This window comes from Nocardia sp. NPDC056611 (assembly GCF_042792755.1).
In the GTDB taxonomy this organism is placed as follows: domain Bacteria; phylum Actinomycetota; class Actinomycetes; order Mycobacteriales; family Mycobacteriaceae; genus Nocardia.
Window position 1 is genome coordinate 19969 of record NZ_JBHTVV010000005.1, and the last position, 15575, is coordinate 35543.

A 15575-nucleotide genomic window follows, 5' to 3' on the forward strand; every position below is an offset into this window, starting at 1 on the left:
CCGGCAGAGAAATCCAGTGGCCGGTTTCCTGGTCCCGGACTCACAATCCAGCGATGGCTGTCACGGAGAGGGCGGGCCGGATTCCGGTCCGGGTTCAGGCGATCGGGTGGGGCCTGGTGTCGTGGGTGTTGTTCGCCGGCTCGGGGCCGTTGGCCAAGGCCATGATGGTGGGCGGCTGGAGCCCGGTGGCGGTGACCTCGGCGCGTATCGTCCTGGCGGCGGTGTTGTTGTTGCCGGGTGTGGCCTGGTTTCGTCCGCAAGGGCTCCGGTTCTCGCGGTCGGATCTTTGGTTACCGGTCGCGTATGGACTGCTCGGTGTTGCGGGCGTTCAGTTGTTGTTCTTCGTCGCGGTGGCCAAAATTCCGGTCGGGGTGGCGATAGTTCTCGTCAACCTCGCCCCCGCATTCGTCGCAGTGTGGATGCGAACCGCCCGGGGTGCGCGCCTGCGCGGGTCAGTCTGGGTGGGAATCACATTCGCCATTGCCGGATTAGCGATTGTCGCCCGACCTTGGCAGACCTCCGGCCTGAACCTCCTCGGTCTCACGGCAGCCCTGGGATCGGCGATCTGCTCGGCCGCCTACTTTCTGCTGGGCGAGTACGGCGCCCGCCGATCCGACCCCTTCGGCCTCACCGCGACCGGCCTCCTGATCGGAGCCGTCGCGGTCACCGTGATCGCTCCTCCGTGGACCTTCTCGTCCGACCTGCTCACGGCACCAACCGCACTCGGCGATCGGCACCCGCCCGCCTGGCTGGTCCTGCTGATCCTGGCCGCCCTCGGCACCGCCGTGCCCTACCTGACCGGTCTTCGAGCCCTTCGCGACCTGTCCCCGATCGCAGCCAGTGTCCTGGCCGTGGTCGAGCCCCTGGCCGCCACCGTCCTGGCATGGCTACTGCTCGGCCAGTCGCTCCACCCGACCCAGATCCTCGGTGCGGTCATCATGCTGATCGGCGCGACGGCGGTGCAGGTCGGCGGTGTCAGTGGAGAAGCTGCTCAGCGATCGACTGGACTCGGGCGTGGGTGATGCCGGATCGGTGCTCGATGGCGAGGGGGTGGTCGGTGGGTTCGAGTTCGAGGAGGGGGCGGGTTCCGAGCGGCTGGGTGTGGAGTTTGGTTTTCAGGTTGATGGTGGTGGGGGCGTAGATCGGGATCTGGGTGGAGAGCCAGCCGAAATAGGGTGGTTCGTCGACTCGGGCGGGGTCGTTCCACAGTTCGGACATGCGGTGGAAGTTCTGTTCGCTGAGGGAAATCCAGACGCCCCAGGCGAATTCGTCGTCGCTGTCCAGGATGGGCAGGATGATGCGGGCGCGGACGAAGAAGTGTTCGCCGGCGATGACGCATTGCTCTTCACCCAGAACACTGCCGGGCGCTTCGGCTACCGCGTCGTTCCAGTAGGCCGGGGCGGGGAAGGCGAAGCTGAGCGGTGGGCCGTCGTGGAGTTCATCGCAGCTGGTGCAGGTGAAAGTTGAGCTGGTCACGACGGCAGCGTAGGCGGGGTCAGCCGATCGGTTGACAGTGGTGTCGGCCGGATGGGGGTGGGAGAAGGAGCCGGTGCACCGATTCGGGCGTAGGTGGGGGTGCGGAGCATGGGAGAGGAAGGCAATCACTCGACGGATGGAGCAGCGGTTATGGGGACCTCGTGGTGGCGTGGGCGTGCTCGGGGAGCCCGGGTCGGGGTCGCGGTGCTGGCCGGGGCGGTGCTCGTGGCCGCTTGCTCGGCCGAGCCGGCGGAGAAGGAAACCGCGGACACGAGTCGGCAGACACAAAACAGATCGGTGATGATGTCCGACAACAGTGGTTCCGGTCCGGTCGACGTGCCGGTGGAACAGGCGAACAAGGCGTTGCTCAGGGCGGCCAAGGATGGCGACGCGGACGGGGTGCGGGCCGCGTTGAATCAGAAGGCACAGGTGGAGACTCGGGATGGGTCGGGACGGACTCCATTGATGATCGCCGTACTGGATGACAATCTGCCGGTGGCCAAGGTGCTGATGGAATTCGAGGCGGATCCGGATGCCAAAGATGATCGCGGGGAGAGTCCCTGGGTGAATACCGGGGTCACCGGCAGTGTCGCGATGATGGAATTGCTACTGCCCGCGCAACCGGATTTGACGTTGCGGAATCGGTTCGGCGGGAACGCGCTGATTCCGGCGGCGGAGAAGGGGCATCTCGATTACGTGCGAGAAGTGTTGCGGCAGACCGATATCGACATCGATCACGTGAACGATCTCGGCTGGACCGCGCTCCTCGAAGCCGTCTACTACGGCAATGGCAGCGCCGTGTATCGCGATATCGTCCGGGTGCTGGTGGACAATGGCGCGAACGTCTCGATTCGTGATGCCAAGGGGCGCACCGCTTATGACCACGCGGTGCGCCGCGGGTTCAGTGAGATCGCGGCGATGGTGAAACCCACGTGACGCCGAGCGGCTCGGCGCGTTCGAAATGGATGGCGGGGTCGGTGATCTTGCCGAAGCGCAGGGCGGGCAGGTCGCGGAGGTAGTTCATGTGCAGTTTCCACGGGGCGCGGGTGCCCTGCTTGGGGAGGATGTCGAGGGAACGCAGGACGTAGCCGGGCTCGAAATCGAGGAAGGGGGCCGGGCCGACGGCGGGGTCGCGGACCGGAGTGGCCTTGGTGTAGCCCTCGGCATCCATGTGGCGGAGCAGACGGACGACGTATTCGCACACCAGATCCGCCTTCAACGTCCAGGAGGCGTTGGTGTAGCCGATGATGAAGGCGAAATTGGGGATGCCCGAGAGCATCATCGCCTTGTAGGCCATGGTGTCGGGCAGGTTGACGTCGTGGCCGTCCACGGCGAGGGCGACGCCGCCGAAGGGGATCAGGTTGAGGCCGGTCGCGGTGATGACGATATCGGCGTCGAGGTCACGGCCCGATTCGAGGCGCAGGCCGGTTTCGGTGAAGGTGGCGATGCGGTCGGTGACCAGGTCGAGCTTGCCCTGGCGGATGGCGCGGAAGAAGTCCCCATTGGGTGACAGGCACAGGCGCTGGTCCCACGGCTTGTAGCTGGGATTGAAGTGGGTGTCGATGTCGAAACCCTCGGGGAGCCAGCGTTGCTGCCAGCCGCGGATCCAGGCGCGCATGCGCGTCGGATAGCGTTGCGACAGTTGGTACATCGCGGTGCTCAGGGCGACGTTCTTGGCGCGGGCCACCGCGTACGCGGCGCGGGCGGGCAGGAACTGGCGGGCGCGGTCGGCCAGGCCGTCACGGGCGGGCAGGGAGATGATGTAGGACGGCGACCGTTGCAGCATGGTCACATGCGCGCCCTGCTCGACCAGCGCGGGACCGAGGGTGACGGCGGTGGCGCCCGAGCCGATGATGACGACGTGTCGGCCTTCCACGTCGACCGACTCCGGCCAGTGCTGCGGGTGGATGATCGGTCCCGGAAAGCGTTCCGTGCCTGGGAAATCCGGGGTGTAGCCCTCGTCGTAGCGGTAGTAGCCCGAGCAGCTGAACAGAAAATCCGCGGTCAGAGTGACCGGTTCCCCGTCGTGCTCGGCGGTCACCGTCCAGCGGTTGCGCGGCGAGGACCATTCGGCCCGCACCACCCGATGCCGGTATCGGATGTGACCGTCGATGTCGTTCTCGGCGGCGGTGTCGCGCAGGTAGGCCAGGATGTCGTCGCCGTCGGCGATGGCCTTCTCCCCCAGCCACGGACGGAATCGATAGCCGAGGGTGAACATGTCGGAGTCGGAGCGAATGCCCGGATAGCGGAACAGGTCCCACGTGCCGCCACTGGCCTCGCGTGCCTCCAGCACGGCATACGTGCGCTCGGGAAAGGCGCGCTGCACATGGTAGGCGGCATCGATGCCGGACAATCCGGCCCCGACAATGAGCACATCGACGTGCTCCGGCGTAGTGGCCATTCCCCCAGCGTATTCTTCACGCCGCGAGCGCAGTGCCCGATGCGGCTACGAACGCGCCAAGAATTCCCCGATCACGCCCGCCACCCGGTCCGGCGCGCCCTTGTCGATACCGAAGTGGTCCAGCCCCGGCACGGTGACGCGCTCGCACCGCGGGATCACCGAGGCGAGTAGCTCCTGGTCGGAGACGGTCCATGCCCGCCGGTCCTTGTCCCCGTCGACGAGCAGCACCTCGGCGCTGATCTCCGCGTAATTCCGATACGTATTGTCGAACCGCGCGTACTGCCGATGCTCGACGAGATTCTGCGGCAGCTGCGCGATGACCTCGTCTTTCTCGGGCGCTTTCATCATGACCGGCATCATGCGCCGGAACATCCACCGCGGCGTCTTCCGGATGGCGTCCGGCCCGATCGCCCGCAGGAACTCGATGAAGGCCTCGAGGGGTTTGCCTTGGGCGAGATACTTCTCGTAGGCGTCCATCCATCCCAACGGCATGGACCCGTTCACCGACAGTCCCGGCTCGTACACCGCGACCTTCGCGATCCCCGTGTTCTGCAGGGCCGCCTCGAGCGCCACGAACCCCCCGTAGCCGTGCCCGATCAGAAATGCCGCGCCCGTCTTGTCCTGGAGCGCTCGCACATCCGCGCAATCGTCCTCCACCCCGTGCCCGGGGCGCTGCGGCCCGCTCTCCCCGTGCCCCCGCCGCTCGATGGTGTGCACGGTGAACCCGCCGGCCAGGGCCGTCGCGAACCGCTCGTATCCGCTCGCCAGGGCCAGCACTCCCGGAATCACGATCACCGCGGGCCCACTGCCCCTGCTCAGGTACGCGATCCGGGTCCCGTCCTCGGACACCACGGAGTCCGCGCTCGGTTCGGCTTCGAAATCGACCATGACAAGCCCTCCCCTAGTCGGGCCGCCCTGCTCAGAAGGACCACGGCGACAGCGGCATCGAGCACCGCCCACGCTACGCCGCCCCGGCCACCACGCCCACGCCCGGCAGAACTCCGCACCCCCGCAGCGTGTCCCGGCCCCGGATCACTCCCGATTACGCAGGCCGCTCGCCCGCAGGACGCGGCGGGCGATGCCCGACCGGATCGATTCCTCGGTCCCGAGGATCCGCACATGCTTGCGGGCCCGGGTCACGGCCGTGTAGAGCAGCTCTCGCGTGAGCAGCGTCGATTCGGGCCCGGGCAGCACGGTCGACACGGTGTCGTACTGACTGCCCTGGCTGCGGTGAATCGTCATGGCGTACACGGTGGTCACCCCGGGGAACTGGGTGGGATGCACCAGGTACGGCTCGGTGCCGCGCTGCAGCGCCGCGCGCAGCGTCCCGTCGGGAGCGCGCACGATGACACCGGTGTCGCCGTTGTAGATCCGTGCCTCGTGGTCGTTGGCGGTGACCAGCAGCGGCTGCCCCGGATACCAGTGCCCGGCACCGGGATCGGCGCTGATCCCCGCCCCGATCACCCAGCCCGCGGCCAGCCGGTCCCAGCGTTCGACACCGGCCGGACCCTGCCGGTGCGCACACAGCAGACGATGCGATTCGAGGGCGGTGAGCGCGGCGGTCGCGTCTCCCGTCAGCGCCGCGTCAGTGGCCTCGCGGGCGGCCCGCAGCACATCCGCGCGCACTCCGGCGATGTCGTCGGGCGCGTGCAGCGACAGTTCGTCACCGCCATCGGCGAGCAGGGCCAGCGCGCCGTCGGCGTCACCCGCGCGAATGGCGACCGCCAGCTCCGCGATCCGCCCACCGAAGCGGCGACCGCGCGTCAATCGGACGATGCCGCCGCGCAGCCGTTCCCGTTCCCGCCCGGACAGCGCGTCCGGATGCGCGGCCGTCGCCCGCAGGTCCGCGCCGAGGATCCGATCCAGCGCCGGATTCGCCTGTCCCGGAACAGGTCCGGCCACCAGGTCGGCGAGCACCGCGCCCGCGTCGACCGATGCCAGCTGGTCCGGGTCTCCGACCAGGACCAGCCGCGCGTCCGGCCGGACCGCGGGCAGCAGGCGGCTCATCATGGTCAGCGACACCATGGAGGTCTCGTCCACCACGATCACGTCGTACGGCAGCCGATTGAATTCGTTGTGCTTGAACCGCCCCGCGCCGCCGCGCTGCCAGCCCAGCAACCGGTGCAGGGTGGCGGCGGTCAGCTCGGGCAGTCCGATCTCCCCGGCCTGCTCACGCACCGCCTCCTGCATGCGGGCGGCGGCCTTACCGGTCGGGGCGGCCAGCGCGATACGCAGCGCGGGCGCGCCCGGCACGGTCTGCTGATGCGCCACCAGCAAGGCCAGTACCCGGGCGATGGTGTGGGTCTTGCCCGTACCCGGCCCGCCCGCGACCACGGTCGTCCACTGCGTGGTGGCCAGCGCCGCCGCCAAGCGTTGCCGGTCGGGCGGTTCGCCGGGCCCGCTGTGATCCGGGAACAAACGATCGAGTTCGCGGCGCACCAGTTCCGCGTCCACCATCGGGTGGGAGGCGGCCCGTTCGGTGAGCACCCGCCGGATGGTCTCCTCCTGCCGGTAGTACCGGTCGAGGTAGAGCAGCGGCCCTGGGCCCGCGTCACCACCGCCACGCGAGCCGGAGTCACCGCCGGACGGGTCGATGAGCCGCAGCGGGCGCAGCGGCCCGGCCGGACTTCCGGTCACCAGCGGGCTCACCCGCAGGGCCGCGATCACCCTGTCCACGTCCGGCCAGGGCAGTGTGGCCGGATCGATGGCCGATTCCTCGGTGTCCTGAGCGTCCACGCCGATCTCGTGCATGCGCCGCACTTCCAGGCACACCGACCCGGATCGCACCGCGCGAACCGCCAGCGCGGTCGCGAACACGACCGCCTCGGACCGTTCCCCGCCGAGCCGCGCCAGCCGCAGCGCCACGTGCACGTCCGCCGCCGACAGCACCCCGGCGGCATTGAACACCTGCAGCAGCCCGGTGCCGCGCTGCGCCAACTGAATCGAGGTCATCGCACCACTCCCGTGTCGCCGGCGAGCAGCGCCGACAGGTCCTCCACCAGAGCGGCGGGCGGCTGCCAGTCGAACACACCGCAGCCGTGCGGGGTGTCGGGCCCGATCATGCCGCGCACGAACAGGTACCGGATGCCGCCCAGGTGTCGCGCCGGATCGTAGCCGGGCAGCCGCCACCGCAGATACCGGTGCAGCGCAACCGAATACAGAATCGCCTGCAACGGGTAGTGCGAGCGCATCATCTCCGCCGCCATGCGCTCGCGGGTGTAGTGCGCCACCGTGAGATCGCCGACGCCGAGCCGGTTGGTCTTGTAGTCGACGACCAGGAATCGGGGCCCGGCCGTCCGCAACACGGCGTCGATGCTGCCGGTCAGGTACCCGCGCAACGGGGTGTCGTCCAGGTGCGCGAGCTGATCGGCGTAGGGCGCGAACACGTCGTCGGCGGGCAGATGCCGGCGCAGCAGATCGGCGATACGCGGCACGGTGACTCGCGCCGCGACCGGATCGTCGCCACCGGCGAGCGGCAGTTCGAAATCGAGTTCGCTCAACCGATCCCGCGCCGAGAACCCGGCGAGCGTCCCGTCCCCGATCGGCGTATGCATGACCGCCAGCAGCGCCCCCGACAACACGTCGGGGTCCGCGTCGAACATCTGCTCGTTCACCGCGTGCAGGCAGCGCGCCCGGATCTCGGCGGCCAGGTCGGCGGCGTCGGTGTCGACGTACTCCAGCACCTCGTGCACCAGGGTGCCGAACTCCGCGCCGTAGGGCAGCGAATTCATCAGCGAGGGCGCGGCTCCCGCGAACGCGCTCAGATCGTCGGCGAGCACAGCCGGATCAGCCGGTTCGTCGGAGACACCGCCGCCCTCGGGCAGATCGGCGGCGGGCAGGGCGTCGTGCGCGCCCGCGGTCAACGCCGAATAGGACGTCCGCCGCCACGCCTGATCCAGCACCCGGTCGAAGCGGGCCGCGGCCAAGGGCTCGGAGGCCGTGGTGGTGTCGTCGTGCGGGAGCCGGGCGCGGGTGATCTCCCGCACCGGCTCGACGGCGACGACCCCGGGTTCGGCGGTCGACGCCCACTCCCGGATCCGTTCCAGCACTACCGAATCCGCGGGCACCGGCACCTTGTCCGCGACGGCGGGGCTGCCCGGTTCGCGCCCCAGCAGCATGCGATGCAGCGGCGCGGTCTGGGTGTCGTAGGCCGGCGCCCACCACGCCACCACCTGCGCGCCCGCCCGCGTCAACGCCACATAGAGCAGCCGCAGTTCCTCGGCCTGCTCCTCGGTTTCGGCGCGCAGACGCCGGGAGTTGTAGCCCGGCGCGTCGGAGCCGCCGACATCGAGGACGCGGCGGCCCTGCTCGTCATGGAACAGCAGCGTCGGCGGGTTGCGCAGCTTCGCGGCGTCCCACGCGAACGGCAGGTACACGACCGGGAATTCGAGCCCCTTGCTGGCGTGCACGGTCGCCACTTGCACGGCCGCGGCATCGCGATCGAGCCGACGGCTCCGATCGGCGACGCTCCCGGACGCCGGATCGCGCACGCGGTCGGCCAGCCACCGGGTCAGCGCGGACAGTCCCAGACCCTCACGCAGGGCCGCGTCGTCGAGCAGCTGCGCGATCTGCCGCAGGTCGGTGAGCTGCCGTTCCCCGCCTTCGAGCGCCAGCAGGCGCGGCGCCAATCGGGTTTCGGCACTGAGCTTCTCGGCGACCGCCGCGAACCCGGCGCGGGCGAACAGCCGGGCCGCGTCGCGCAGGTCCGCACTGAGCCGACCCACCAGATCGGCTCCCCCGGCGTCGATCTCGGCGGCGCTCACCCCGAGCAGCGCCGTCCCGGCCGCCAGCCGCACCCGGTCCCCGCGATGCGGCTGCTCCACCGCCCGCAGCACCCACAGCCATTCGGTGGCCGCGGGCGTCCCGAACACGCTCGCGCCACCGGCCAGCACCGAGGCGACCCCGGCCGCCTCCAGCTCGGTGCGCACCATCTCCAGTTGCGCGCGATTGCGCACCAGCACCGCGATATCGCCGGGCCCGATGGCCCTTTCGCGGGGAGTCCCGGCATCGATGCGCACCCCGGACCCGAGCAGCCCGACAATATCGGCGGCCACATCGATGGCCACCCGCTCCCGCTGCCGGCCCACCGTCGGATACCCGGACTTGTTGAGCGGCCCCGCCCCACTGCGCGGCAAGCACCGCAGCCGCAGCGGCGTCACCCGCTCGGGCGCACCCGACAGCCGCGAGAACGGGCGCGTCGCCGCCACCCGGTGCACGGTGATCTCCTTGTGCCCCAGGGCCGCACCACCGTGCACGTGTTCGAGGGCGGCCAGCAGCCCCGCGTCACTGCGCCGGTTGGTGGTCAGTTCCCGCTTACTGTCGGCGTGCGCCACCGCGTCCAGGTAACTGAGCACCTCCGCGCCGCGGAAGGCGTAGATCGCCTGCTTCGGGTCGCCGACCAGCACCAGGGTGGCGTGCCCGTGGAAGGCGCGACGCAGGATGTCCCACTGCAGCGGGTCGGTGTCCTGGAATTCGTCGACCAGCGCCACCCGATACCGGTCCCGAATCCGCCGGCAGGCGCGGGGGCCGTGCTCGGGGTCGGCGAGCACCTCGTGCAGCAGCACCAGCAGGTCGTCGAAGTCGCGCAGTCCCGAAAGCCGTTTGCGTCGAGCGGTTTCCACCCGGACCGCCGACGCGAACGCCACCCGCTCGGCCGCCGGATCGTCGTCGCCCTCGGCCTCCGGCATCAGCAGCGCGTGCGGGTCGCCGACCACCGCCGCGGCCAGTCGCTGCGCGTCGGCGGGACCGAACACCGATCCGCCGCGCGCGTACCGGCTCAGATACAGGTCGTCGGCGACCGTGGACACCACGTCGGCGACGCTCTCGACCAGCCGCACCCCCGGGTCCTGCTCCCCCGACAGCCCCAGCTCGTCGAGCATCCGCTGACAGAAACTGTGCGTCGTGGCGATGGTTCCCGCGTCGAAGTCCGAGAGCGCCGTCAGCAGCCGCTCCCGCCTGGTCGCGATCTCGCCCGGGTTGCCCTGCGCCAGATGCCGGATCAGCTCGTCGTTCGACGCGAGCGCCCGCTCCGGTTCGGCCAGCGCGGCCGCCACCCCGACGAATCGATCCCGGGTGCGCTCCCGCAATTCCTGGGTCGCCGCCCGGCTGAACGTCACCAGCAGCAGCTCCGAGACATCCACGCCCAGTTCAGCGACGAATCGAACCGCCAATCCGACGATGGCGTACGTCTTGCCGGTGCCCGCGCTTGCCTCGAGGACGGTCGTCCCCGTCGGCAGCGGCCCGGTCAGCTCGAACCGGTTCCCCGAATCCGCGAAAGCCCCTGATGCGTCGCCGGTTCCGGACACGGCGCCCCCGGACACCGTTCCCTCCGCTGATCGCGATGCCGCCGAGCCGTCGTCCCACAACCCCTGTCCCCCGGATTCATCACCCGAGCGCGGAGAGACGCTCGCACCGGCGGTATCCGAATCGTGGTGCGCCCCGGACGGATCGGCGAGCCGCGGCTCCTGCCCACCGGTCGCTTCGGGAGCGGCGGCCCACAACCCCTGCGGCCCGCCGGGATCGGACTCCTCAGCGACCGTTTCGCGCGCGTCGGCGCCCGAGTCCAGCCCACCCGGCGGTGCCGGTTCGGTCGTGCCGAACAGATCCGGGGCGCCGGAATCAGCCGGCGCGCCCTCCGGACGCCGTGGTTCATCCACCGCCGGGTCGGCCCGCAGCAGCCTTCGCCGCGCGGGCCGCGGGGCCAGGTCGGGATCGGTGAACGAGAACAGGTCGTCGGTCATGCGGGGCTCCCGGGGACGGTCACGGGCAGGAGAGTCCTCCTCGGGGTGGTCATGGCTGACCCTGATTCTCGTTGGTCAGCAGGGGATTCCAGAGACGACGCGCCAGCTCACCGAAACGGGTCGGTTCGGATTCGACCCCCGGCAGCACGGGCGCGGCGGCCTCGGTCAGCTGATCGAACCGCGGCGACCGGCCCAGAATGTGCCGGAAGTAGCGGTCGGTGTGTTCACCGAAGCGATCGTCGAAGTCCTGGCTCGCCGCATGCAGCGCGTCCTCGGGCGACGCGCCCGCGAGACGGCGCTCGGCATAGGTGGCCGACGCCGACGGCGCGATCGGCAGAGGTTCGGTGAGGCCCTCGTCGCGCAACAACGCCAGCTCCCGCAACAGCCCCCGCGCCAGCGGGGCGGGCGGCGCGGTGAGCGTCGACTGCCAGGCCGGACGATGGTGCTTCCCGCGCCCGATGGTGATGGCGCGCCACGACTGATGGGTCCCGGTGGCGGCCAGCGCCAGCACGCGAATCCACGCCGCCATCCGATGCTTCGGGGCCAATCGCGAGAACGTCGTGCGCAGCAACGCGTCGTCGTGGACATCGGGCACGGTGCCGGTCAGGCGACGCCCGTCACCCAGATCCACCGCGATATCGATGGTGCGCGACGGGATCTCGTGCAACGGACGCGCCACCCGCACCAACTGGTCGACGGTCCCCTCGACCTCGTCGAGCACGGCCGCGCCCATCCCGAACGGCGGCAACGTCCCCCGCCGCCACTCCGCGGCCCGCAACACCGTGGGATCCACGCCGGTGAGCCGCGCTGACAGCATGCGCTCGCCCATATTCCACTTGGTCAGCCCGTCGAGTTCGATGGGGAGCCGGTCGGCGATCTCCTCCTCGTCCTCGGGCACCCGAATTCCCAAGCGCTGCCACAGGAATGCCCGCACCGGATGCTCAGCGAAGGACACCAGATCGGCCAGCTCCACATCTCCGGGCTCGCGGCCCGGCAGCGTGGTCGGCAGGAACAGCGGCCGCGGCTCCGGCGCACGACCCGCCGCCACCGCACCCGCCAGCGCGACGGTGTCGAAACTGAACGGATTCTCCGGCCGGAAGTTGCGGCGATCGAAGGGCTGCAACGGATGCCGCGTCACCACCTGATCCATCGCCCCCGCACCGATGTGCGCGCGCACGGTGTCGAGCAGCTCGGCCAGCGGGATCGCGGGCGGCCGGTGCGCGCCCGAGACCGGATCGGATCCGGTGTGCAGCAACACCAGCCGCTCCCCCGCCGCCATGATGGCGTCCAGCAGCAGCTGCCGATCCTCGCTGCGCGGATCCCGATCCCCGGGGCACCGATGCCGGGCCAGCACGTCGTCCCCGTCCACGCCGCCAGCGCGCGGGAACACCTCGTCGTCGAGACCCAGCAGCACCACCACCCGATGCGGCACCGACCGCATCGGCACCATGGTGCACACCGTGAGCTCCCCGGTGCGGAAGTTGGCGCGCGAGGGCCGACCGGCCAGCCGAGCCGTGAGCAGCGCGCCGATATCGCTGAGCCGCAAGGGAATCGAACCCGCCGGTTCCAGCGCCGTCGCCAGTTCGCGACGCGCCTGCACCGCCATCCAGCCCTGACCGGACGGCACCTCGGTCAGCAGATCCAGGGCGCGCCCCAGCACCGCGGCCCATTCCGACGCGGGCCGCGCGCTGCCCGCGGGCTCGTCCATGGTGGAGCCGCGCAGGTCGCGCAGGCACACCGCGAGCCGGTCCACGAATTCGGCGAACCGGCCGCCCAGATCGATGTCATTGCTGTCCACGTCGTCCAGCGGCAGCACCAGATCCAGCCAGTCCTCACTGGATTCGCCCGCCGCGACCCCGAGCAGGATCCGGTCCACCGCGGCATTGAGCGTGTTCTGTGGGAAGTCGCCCAGCCCGAACGCCTGCCGCTGCCGCTGCCCGATCCCCCAGCGCGCCCCGGTCTCGGCCGCCCATTCCCGCAGCCGCTCGATATCGTCGTCGTCGAATCCGCAGCGCACCCGGACCGGTTCGGTCGCACACAGATCCAGCGCCTCGGTCACGGTGACGCGGCCGTCGGCCAGCTCCAGCAGCGTGCCCACCACATCCAGCACCGGATTGACCGCGCGCTGGGCGCGATCGGCCAGCCGCACCCGCAGCCCGTGCGCGGGATGCCCCGGCTCGGCCCCGTCGAGGGACCACTGCCCGAACGCCGCCCGCACCAGCGGCGCGTAGCTCTCCACGTCGGGGCACAGCACGATGACGTCGCGCGGTTCCAGCGTCGGATCGGCGGCGAACACGCTCAGCAGCGCGTCACGCAACACCTCCACCTGCCGCGACGGCCCGTGGCAGGAGTGCACGGTGACCGTCCCATCCACCAGGCCCGGGTCGGGCAGGAGCGACCAGCGGTCCTGACGCACGGCGGCCTGCAGCTCCGACAGCAGCGTGCGCGGCCCGATCTCGTCCGGTCCCGGGTGATAGGTGTCGATGTGGTCGTAGCCCGCCAACCGCTCCTGCAGCTCCCGCACATCCCGGCCCAGCGCCGCCAGCAGCGGATGCCGCACGCGCACACCGGAATTCGGGATCACCTCGGCGTCGGCGAGCTTGGTCCACAGCGCCGGGCTGGGGTGCACCAACCACAGGTGCACCTGCCGACCGGTCGACAGCGCCGACAGCACCTCCAGCTGATCGGTGGTCAGCCGCGTCACTCCGAACAGCGAAATCCGTTCCGGCACCGAGACGATCGACGGCTCGGCCCGCAGCCGCGCGCACGCCGCCGCCAGCCGCTCGGCGGGACTGGGCACCCCGACCACGCCGCGCACCCGCCGCCACAGCATCGCCTGCCACACCAGATCCGCCGGGAGCGCGTGCCCCGCGCCGTCGGTGTCGCTGCCCGCGGCCCACTCGGTGATCATGTCCGGGCGCTGGGTGCCGTAGCTGTCGAACAGCGCCGCGATCCGCGCCGCCGTCGCGTACCGGCGTCCCACCCGGTACCCGCCCGCGTCGCCGTGGCCGAGGTGGCGCGCGAGCACCGCGCTCCAGGGTTCGGACAGCACGTCGTCGAGGACCGGCAACAAGGTCCAGACCAGTCGCTCCGGCGACCACGGATCCTGCTCCGGATCCACTCCCGTCGCCTCGGCGAGGACCGCCGACACCAGCGCCGCCGGATCCGCGAAGTCGATATTGGCCGAGATCCCGTCGGTACCGAGCCCGCCAGCCGCACCACGGCCGAGCCCACCACCCGCACCGCGGTCGAGCCCGCCAGCCGCACCGCGGTCGGGGCCGCCACCCGCGCCGAGTACCGTGGCCAGCCGCTGCGTGAGCCAGCGCTCGATCCCCTTGGCGGGAACCGCGACGACTTCCGGGGTGAACGGATCGCCGAGCGGTTCGATCAGCAGCCCGGCGAGCGCGTCGGCGAGCGTGTCCGCTCGTTCCGCCCGGTGAATGTGCACGACCTGTGTTTATACAGTCGGCGAACGACATGCAAACACCGGGCTGCGCGGCTCGCCGGGTGACACCTGCCACATGCCGAATATTTGCTAGGGCGCGTCACTGCGAAATTCGAGTGTGGTATGCGACAGTGCCTTTCGGGGTGGTTCTCAATTCTCGCTGAAAGGCTGGTCCGCGTACATGTCTGCGTCGGTGATTCCCCTGGTGCCCCGAACCGGGTTCACGGTGCGACGGGTGGGAGAGCGCTGGGAGCTGGTCAACTCCCGACATTACGGACGCGGCGTGGTGCTGCAGTCCTGGCCGCGCGACCGCCACACCGAGGCCTTCGAGCACTGCTACCGGCTCAACGGCCGCGGAATCGAAGAGCTACGGGCAGCTTTCCGCTGATCCGGACGAAACTCGCAAGCCGTACACGAAAATCCGTGTGACAGTGTCGATTCGATAACAGACAACCCGATCACCTGCAAGACGTGCGAATCGGGCATTGTCCCCTCTATTGTGTTCCCTCGTGCGTTCCCCCAAGGCCCGGCGCGTGGCCTCCTCCGCTTGTGTCCTCGCGGCCGCTGCCCTGATTCCGGCCGCGCCCGTCCTCATTCCCGTCGCCGGCGCGGTCCCCGCGCACGCGCAGGGCCCGATCGCGGGATTCGACGCGGATATGAGCAGACGCATCGCCGCGGTCGACGACTATCTCGCCACCCGCCCCGGCGTCACCGGTTATGTGATGCGCGACCGCGTCACCGGCGGCATTTACCGGAATGGCAACGCGGACACCAACTTCTGGACCGCGTCCACCATCAAGCTGGCGATCGCGGAGGATCTGCTGAATCGCGCCCGGGTCGGCGCCATCGCGCTCGGTCCCGACGACCGCGCGCTCATGGAGTCGATGCTGGCAACCTCCAACGACAATGCCGCCGACATCCTGTGGAACAAGTTCGCCGGCTTCGACCGCATGGCGTTCAACAACGCCTTCCGGGCCAACGGCATGGTCGGGCTGATCCCGCTGCCGCCGACCACCTCGCTCGAGCAGATCAAGCTGTTTCCGGACTGGGGCTTCCAGCAGTGCTCGCCCGCCGACCTGGATCGGCTGATGGACAACATCCTCACCCGCATGCACCCGGACGACCGCGCGTACCTGCTCGACCGCATGCGCCGCGTCGACACCAACCAGCACTGGGGCGTGTGGGGCGCGGGCGCGGCCATGAACCCGGGTCTGAAGAACGGGTGGTCCGATGAGCAGGGCGGCTGGGTGGTCAACTCGGTCGGCTTCGCCGGTCCCGGCGAGCGCTACACCCTGGCGATCATGACCGAGCAGGGCAACCAGGGCGGCTACCTCGAAGGCTCCGAAACCACCACGCGCGTCGCGCAATTGCTCTTCCAGGGGCGCTGAGCCACCTCGCCCGAACATCAGCGCGGGCGGCCTTCCCGGCCGCCCGCCACCGGGCTCGCGCCAATCCGCACTGAACGACCGCCCATATTGTATTTTCGGGTGAGCTGTCTGAAAGGTCTGTTTTC

At 70.1% G+C, this 15575-nt stretch carries 10 protein-coding genes; 4 read left to right on the forward strand and 6 right to left on the reverse strand.

Translation table 11 applies throughout. The annotated features are described in order from the left end of the window. The first annotated feature begins 53 nt into the window (after positions 1 to 53). Positions 54 to 1022, forward strand: coding sequence for a DMT family transporter (locus ACFRAQ_RS25585; protein WP_379103873.1), 969 nt, complete (start codon positions 54 to 56; stop codon positions 1020 to 1022). On the opposite strand, the gene ACFRAQ_RS25590 is transcribed toward ACFRAQ_RS25585, so the two are convergent. Beyond that, the gene (locus tag ACFRAQ_RS25590; RefSeq protein ID WP_379103875.1) at positions 976 to 1476 is read right to left on the reverse strand and encodes a DUF2199 domain-containing protein; all 501 of its coding nucleotides are present in this window, start codon (positions 1474 to 1476) and stop codon (positions 976 to 978) included. The two genes, ACFRAQ_RS25585 and ACFRAQ_RS25590, sit on opposite strands and share 47 nt — an antisense overlap. Positions 1477 to 1584: 108 nt before the next feature. On the opposite strand from ACFRAQ_RS25590, the gene ACFRAQ_RS25595 reads away from it, so the two are divergent. Beyond that, on the forward strand, positions 1585 to 2412 hold the full coding sequence (locus ACFRAQ_RS25595; RefSeq protein WP_379103877.1) for an ankyrin repeat domain-containing protein: 828 nt from the start codon (positions 1585 to 1587) through the stop codon (positions 2410 to 2412). Here ACFRAQ_RS25595 and ACFRAQ_RS25600 read toward each other — a convergent pair. The 5 genes from ACFRAQ_RS25600 to recC form a co-directional block, all read right to left on the reverse strand. Further along, on the reverse strand, positions 2378 to 3877 hold the full coding sequence (locus ACFRAQ_RS25600; RefSeq protein WP_379103880.1) for a flavin-containing monooxygenase: 1500 nt from the start codon (positions 3875 to 3877) through the stop codon (positions 2378 to 2380). The two genes, ACFRAQ_RS25595 and ACFRAQ_RS25600, sit on opposite strands and share 35 nt — an antisense overlap. 45 nt (positions 3878 to 3922) lie before the next feature. Beyond that, complete coding sequence (locus tag ACFRAQ_RS25605) at positions 3923 to 4765, reverse strand: alpha/beta fold hydrolase (RefSeq protein WP_379103882.1); 843 nt, start codon at positions 4763 to 4765, stop codon at positions 3923 to 3925. A 144-nt stretch (positions 4766 to 4909) separates the two neighbouring features. Continuing rightward, on the reverse strand, positions 4910 to 6829 hold the full coding sequence (recD, locus tag ACFRAQ_RS25610; protein WP_379103884.1) for an exodeoxyribonuclease V subunit alpha: 1920 nt from the start codon (positions 6827 to 6829) through the stop codon (positions 4910 to 4912). Further along, positions 6826 to 10617, reverse strand: coding sequence for a UvrD-helicase domain-containing protein (locus tag ACFRAQ_RS25615; RefSeq protein ID WP_379103887.1), 3792 nt, complete (start codon positions 10615 to 10617; stop codon positions 6826 to 6828). The genes recD and ACFRAQ_RS25615 overlap by 4 nt, the downstream gene beginning before the upstream one ends. A 49-nt stretch (positions 10618 to 10666) precedes the next feature. Beyond that, positions 10667 to 14065, reverse strand: coding sequence for an exodeoxyribonuclease V subunit gamma (recC, locus tag ACFRAQ_RS25620; RefSeq protein WP_379103889.1), 3399 nt, complete (start codon positions 14063 to 14065; stop codon positions 10667 to 10669). A 178-nt stretch (positions 14066 to 14243) separates the two neighbouring features. Here recC and ACFRAQ_RS25625 point away from each other — a divergent pair, with 178 nt between their 5' ends. Beyond that, positions 14244 to 14450, forward strand: coding sequence for a hypothetical protein (locus ACFRAQ_RS25625; protein ID WP_357277243.1), 207 nt, complete (start codon positions 14244 to 14246; stop codon positions 14448 to 14450). 109 nt (positions 14451 to 14559) lie between these two features. Then, a complete protein-coding gene (locus ACFRAQ_RS25630) occupies positions 14560 to 15450 on the forward strand; it encodes a tat pathway signal sequence (RefSeq protein WP_379103892.1) in 891 nt (296 codons plus the stop codon). Positions 15451 to 15575 lie beyond the last annotated feature (125 nt).

Excerpts from the sequence above, each read along its gene's own strand:
- recD (WP_379103884.1), bottom strand. The coding sequence starts at position 6,829 with ATGACCTCGATTCAGTTGGCGCAGCGCGGCACCGGGCTGCTGCAGGTG.
- ACFRAQ_RS25600 (WP_379103880.1), bottom strand. The coding sequence starts at position 3,877 with ATGGCCACTACGCCGGAGCACGTCGATGTGCTCATTGTCGGGGCCGGA.
- ACFRAQ_RS25605 (WP_379103882.1), bottom strand. The coding sequence starts at position 4,765 with ATGGTCGATTTCGAAGCCGAACCGAGCGCGGACTCCGTGGTGTCCGAG.
- ACFRAQ_RS25585 (WP_379103873.1), top strand. The coding sequence starts at position 54 with ATGGCTGTCACGGAGAGGGCGGGCCGGATTCCGGTCCGGGTTCAGGCG.
- ACFRAQ_RS25625 (WP_357277243.1), top strand. The coding sequence starts at position 14,244 with ATGTCTGCGTCGGTGATTCCCCTGGTGCCCCGAACCGGGTTCACGGTG.
- ACFRAQ_RS25595 (WP_379103877.1), top strand. The coding sequence starts at position 1,585 with ATGGGAGAGGAAGGCAATCACTCGACGGATGGAGCAGCGGTTATGGGG.
- ACFRAQ_RS25615 (WP_379103887.1), bottom strand. The coding sequence starts at position 10,617 with ATGACCGACGACCTGTTCTCGTTCACCGATCCCGACCTGGCCCCGCGG.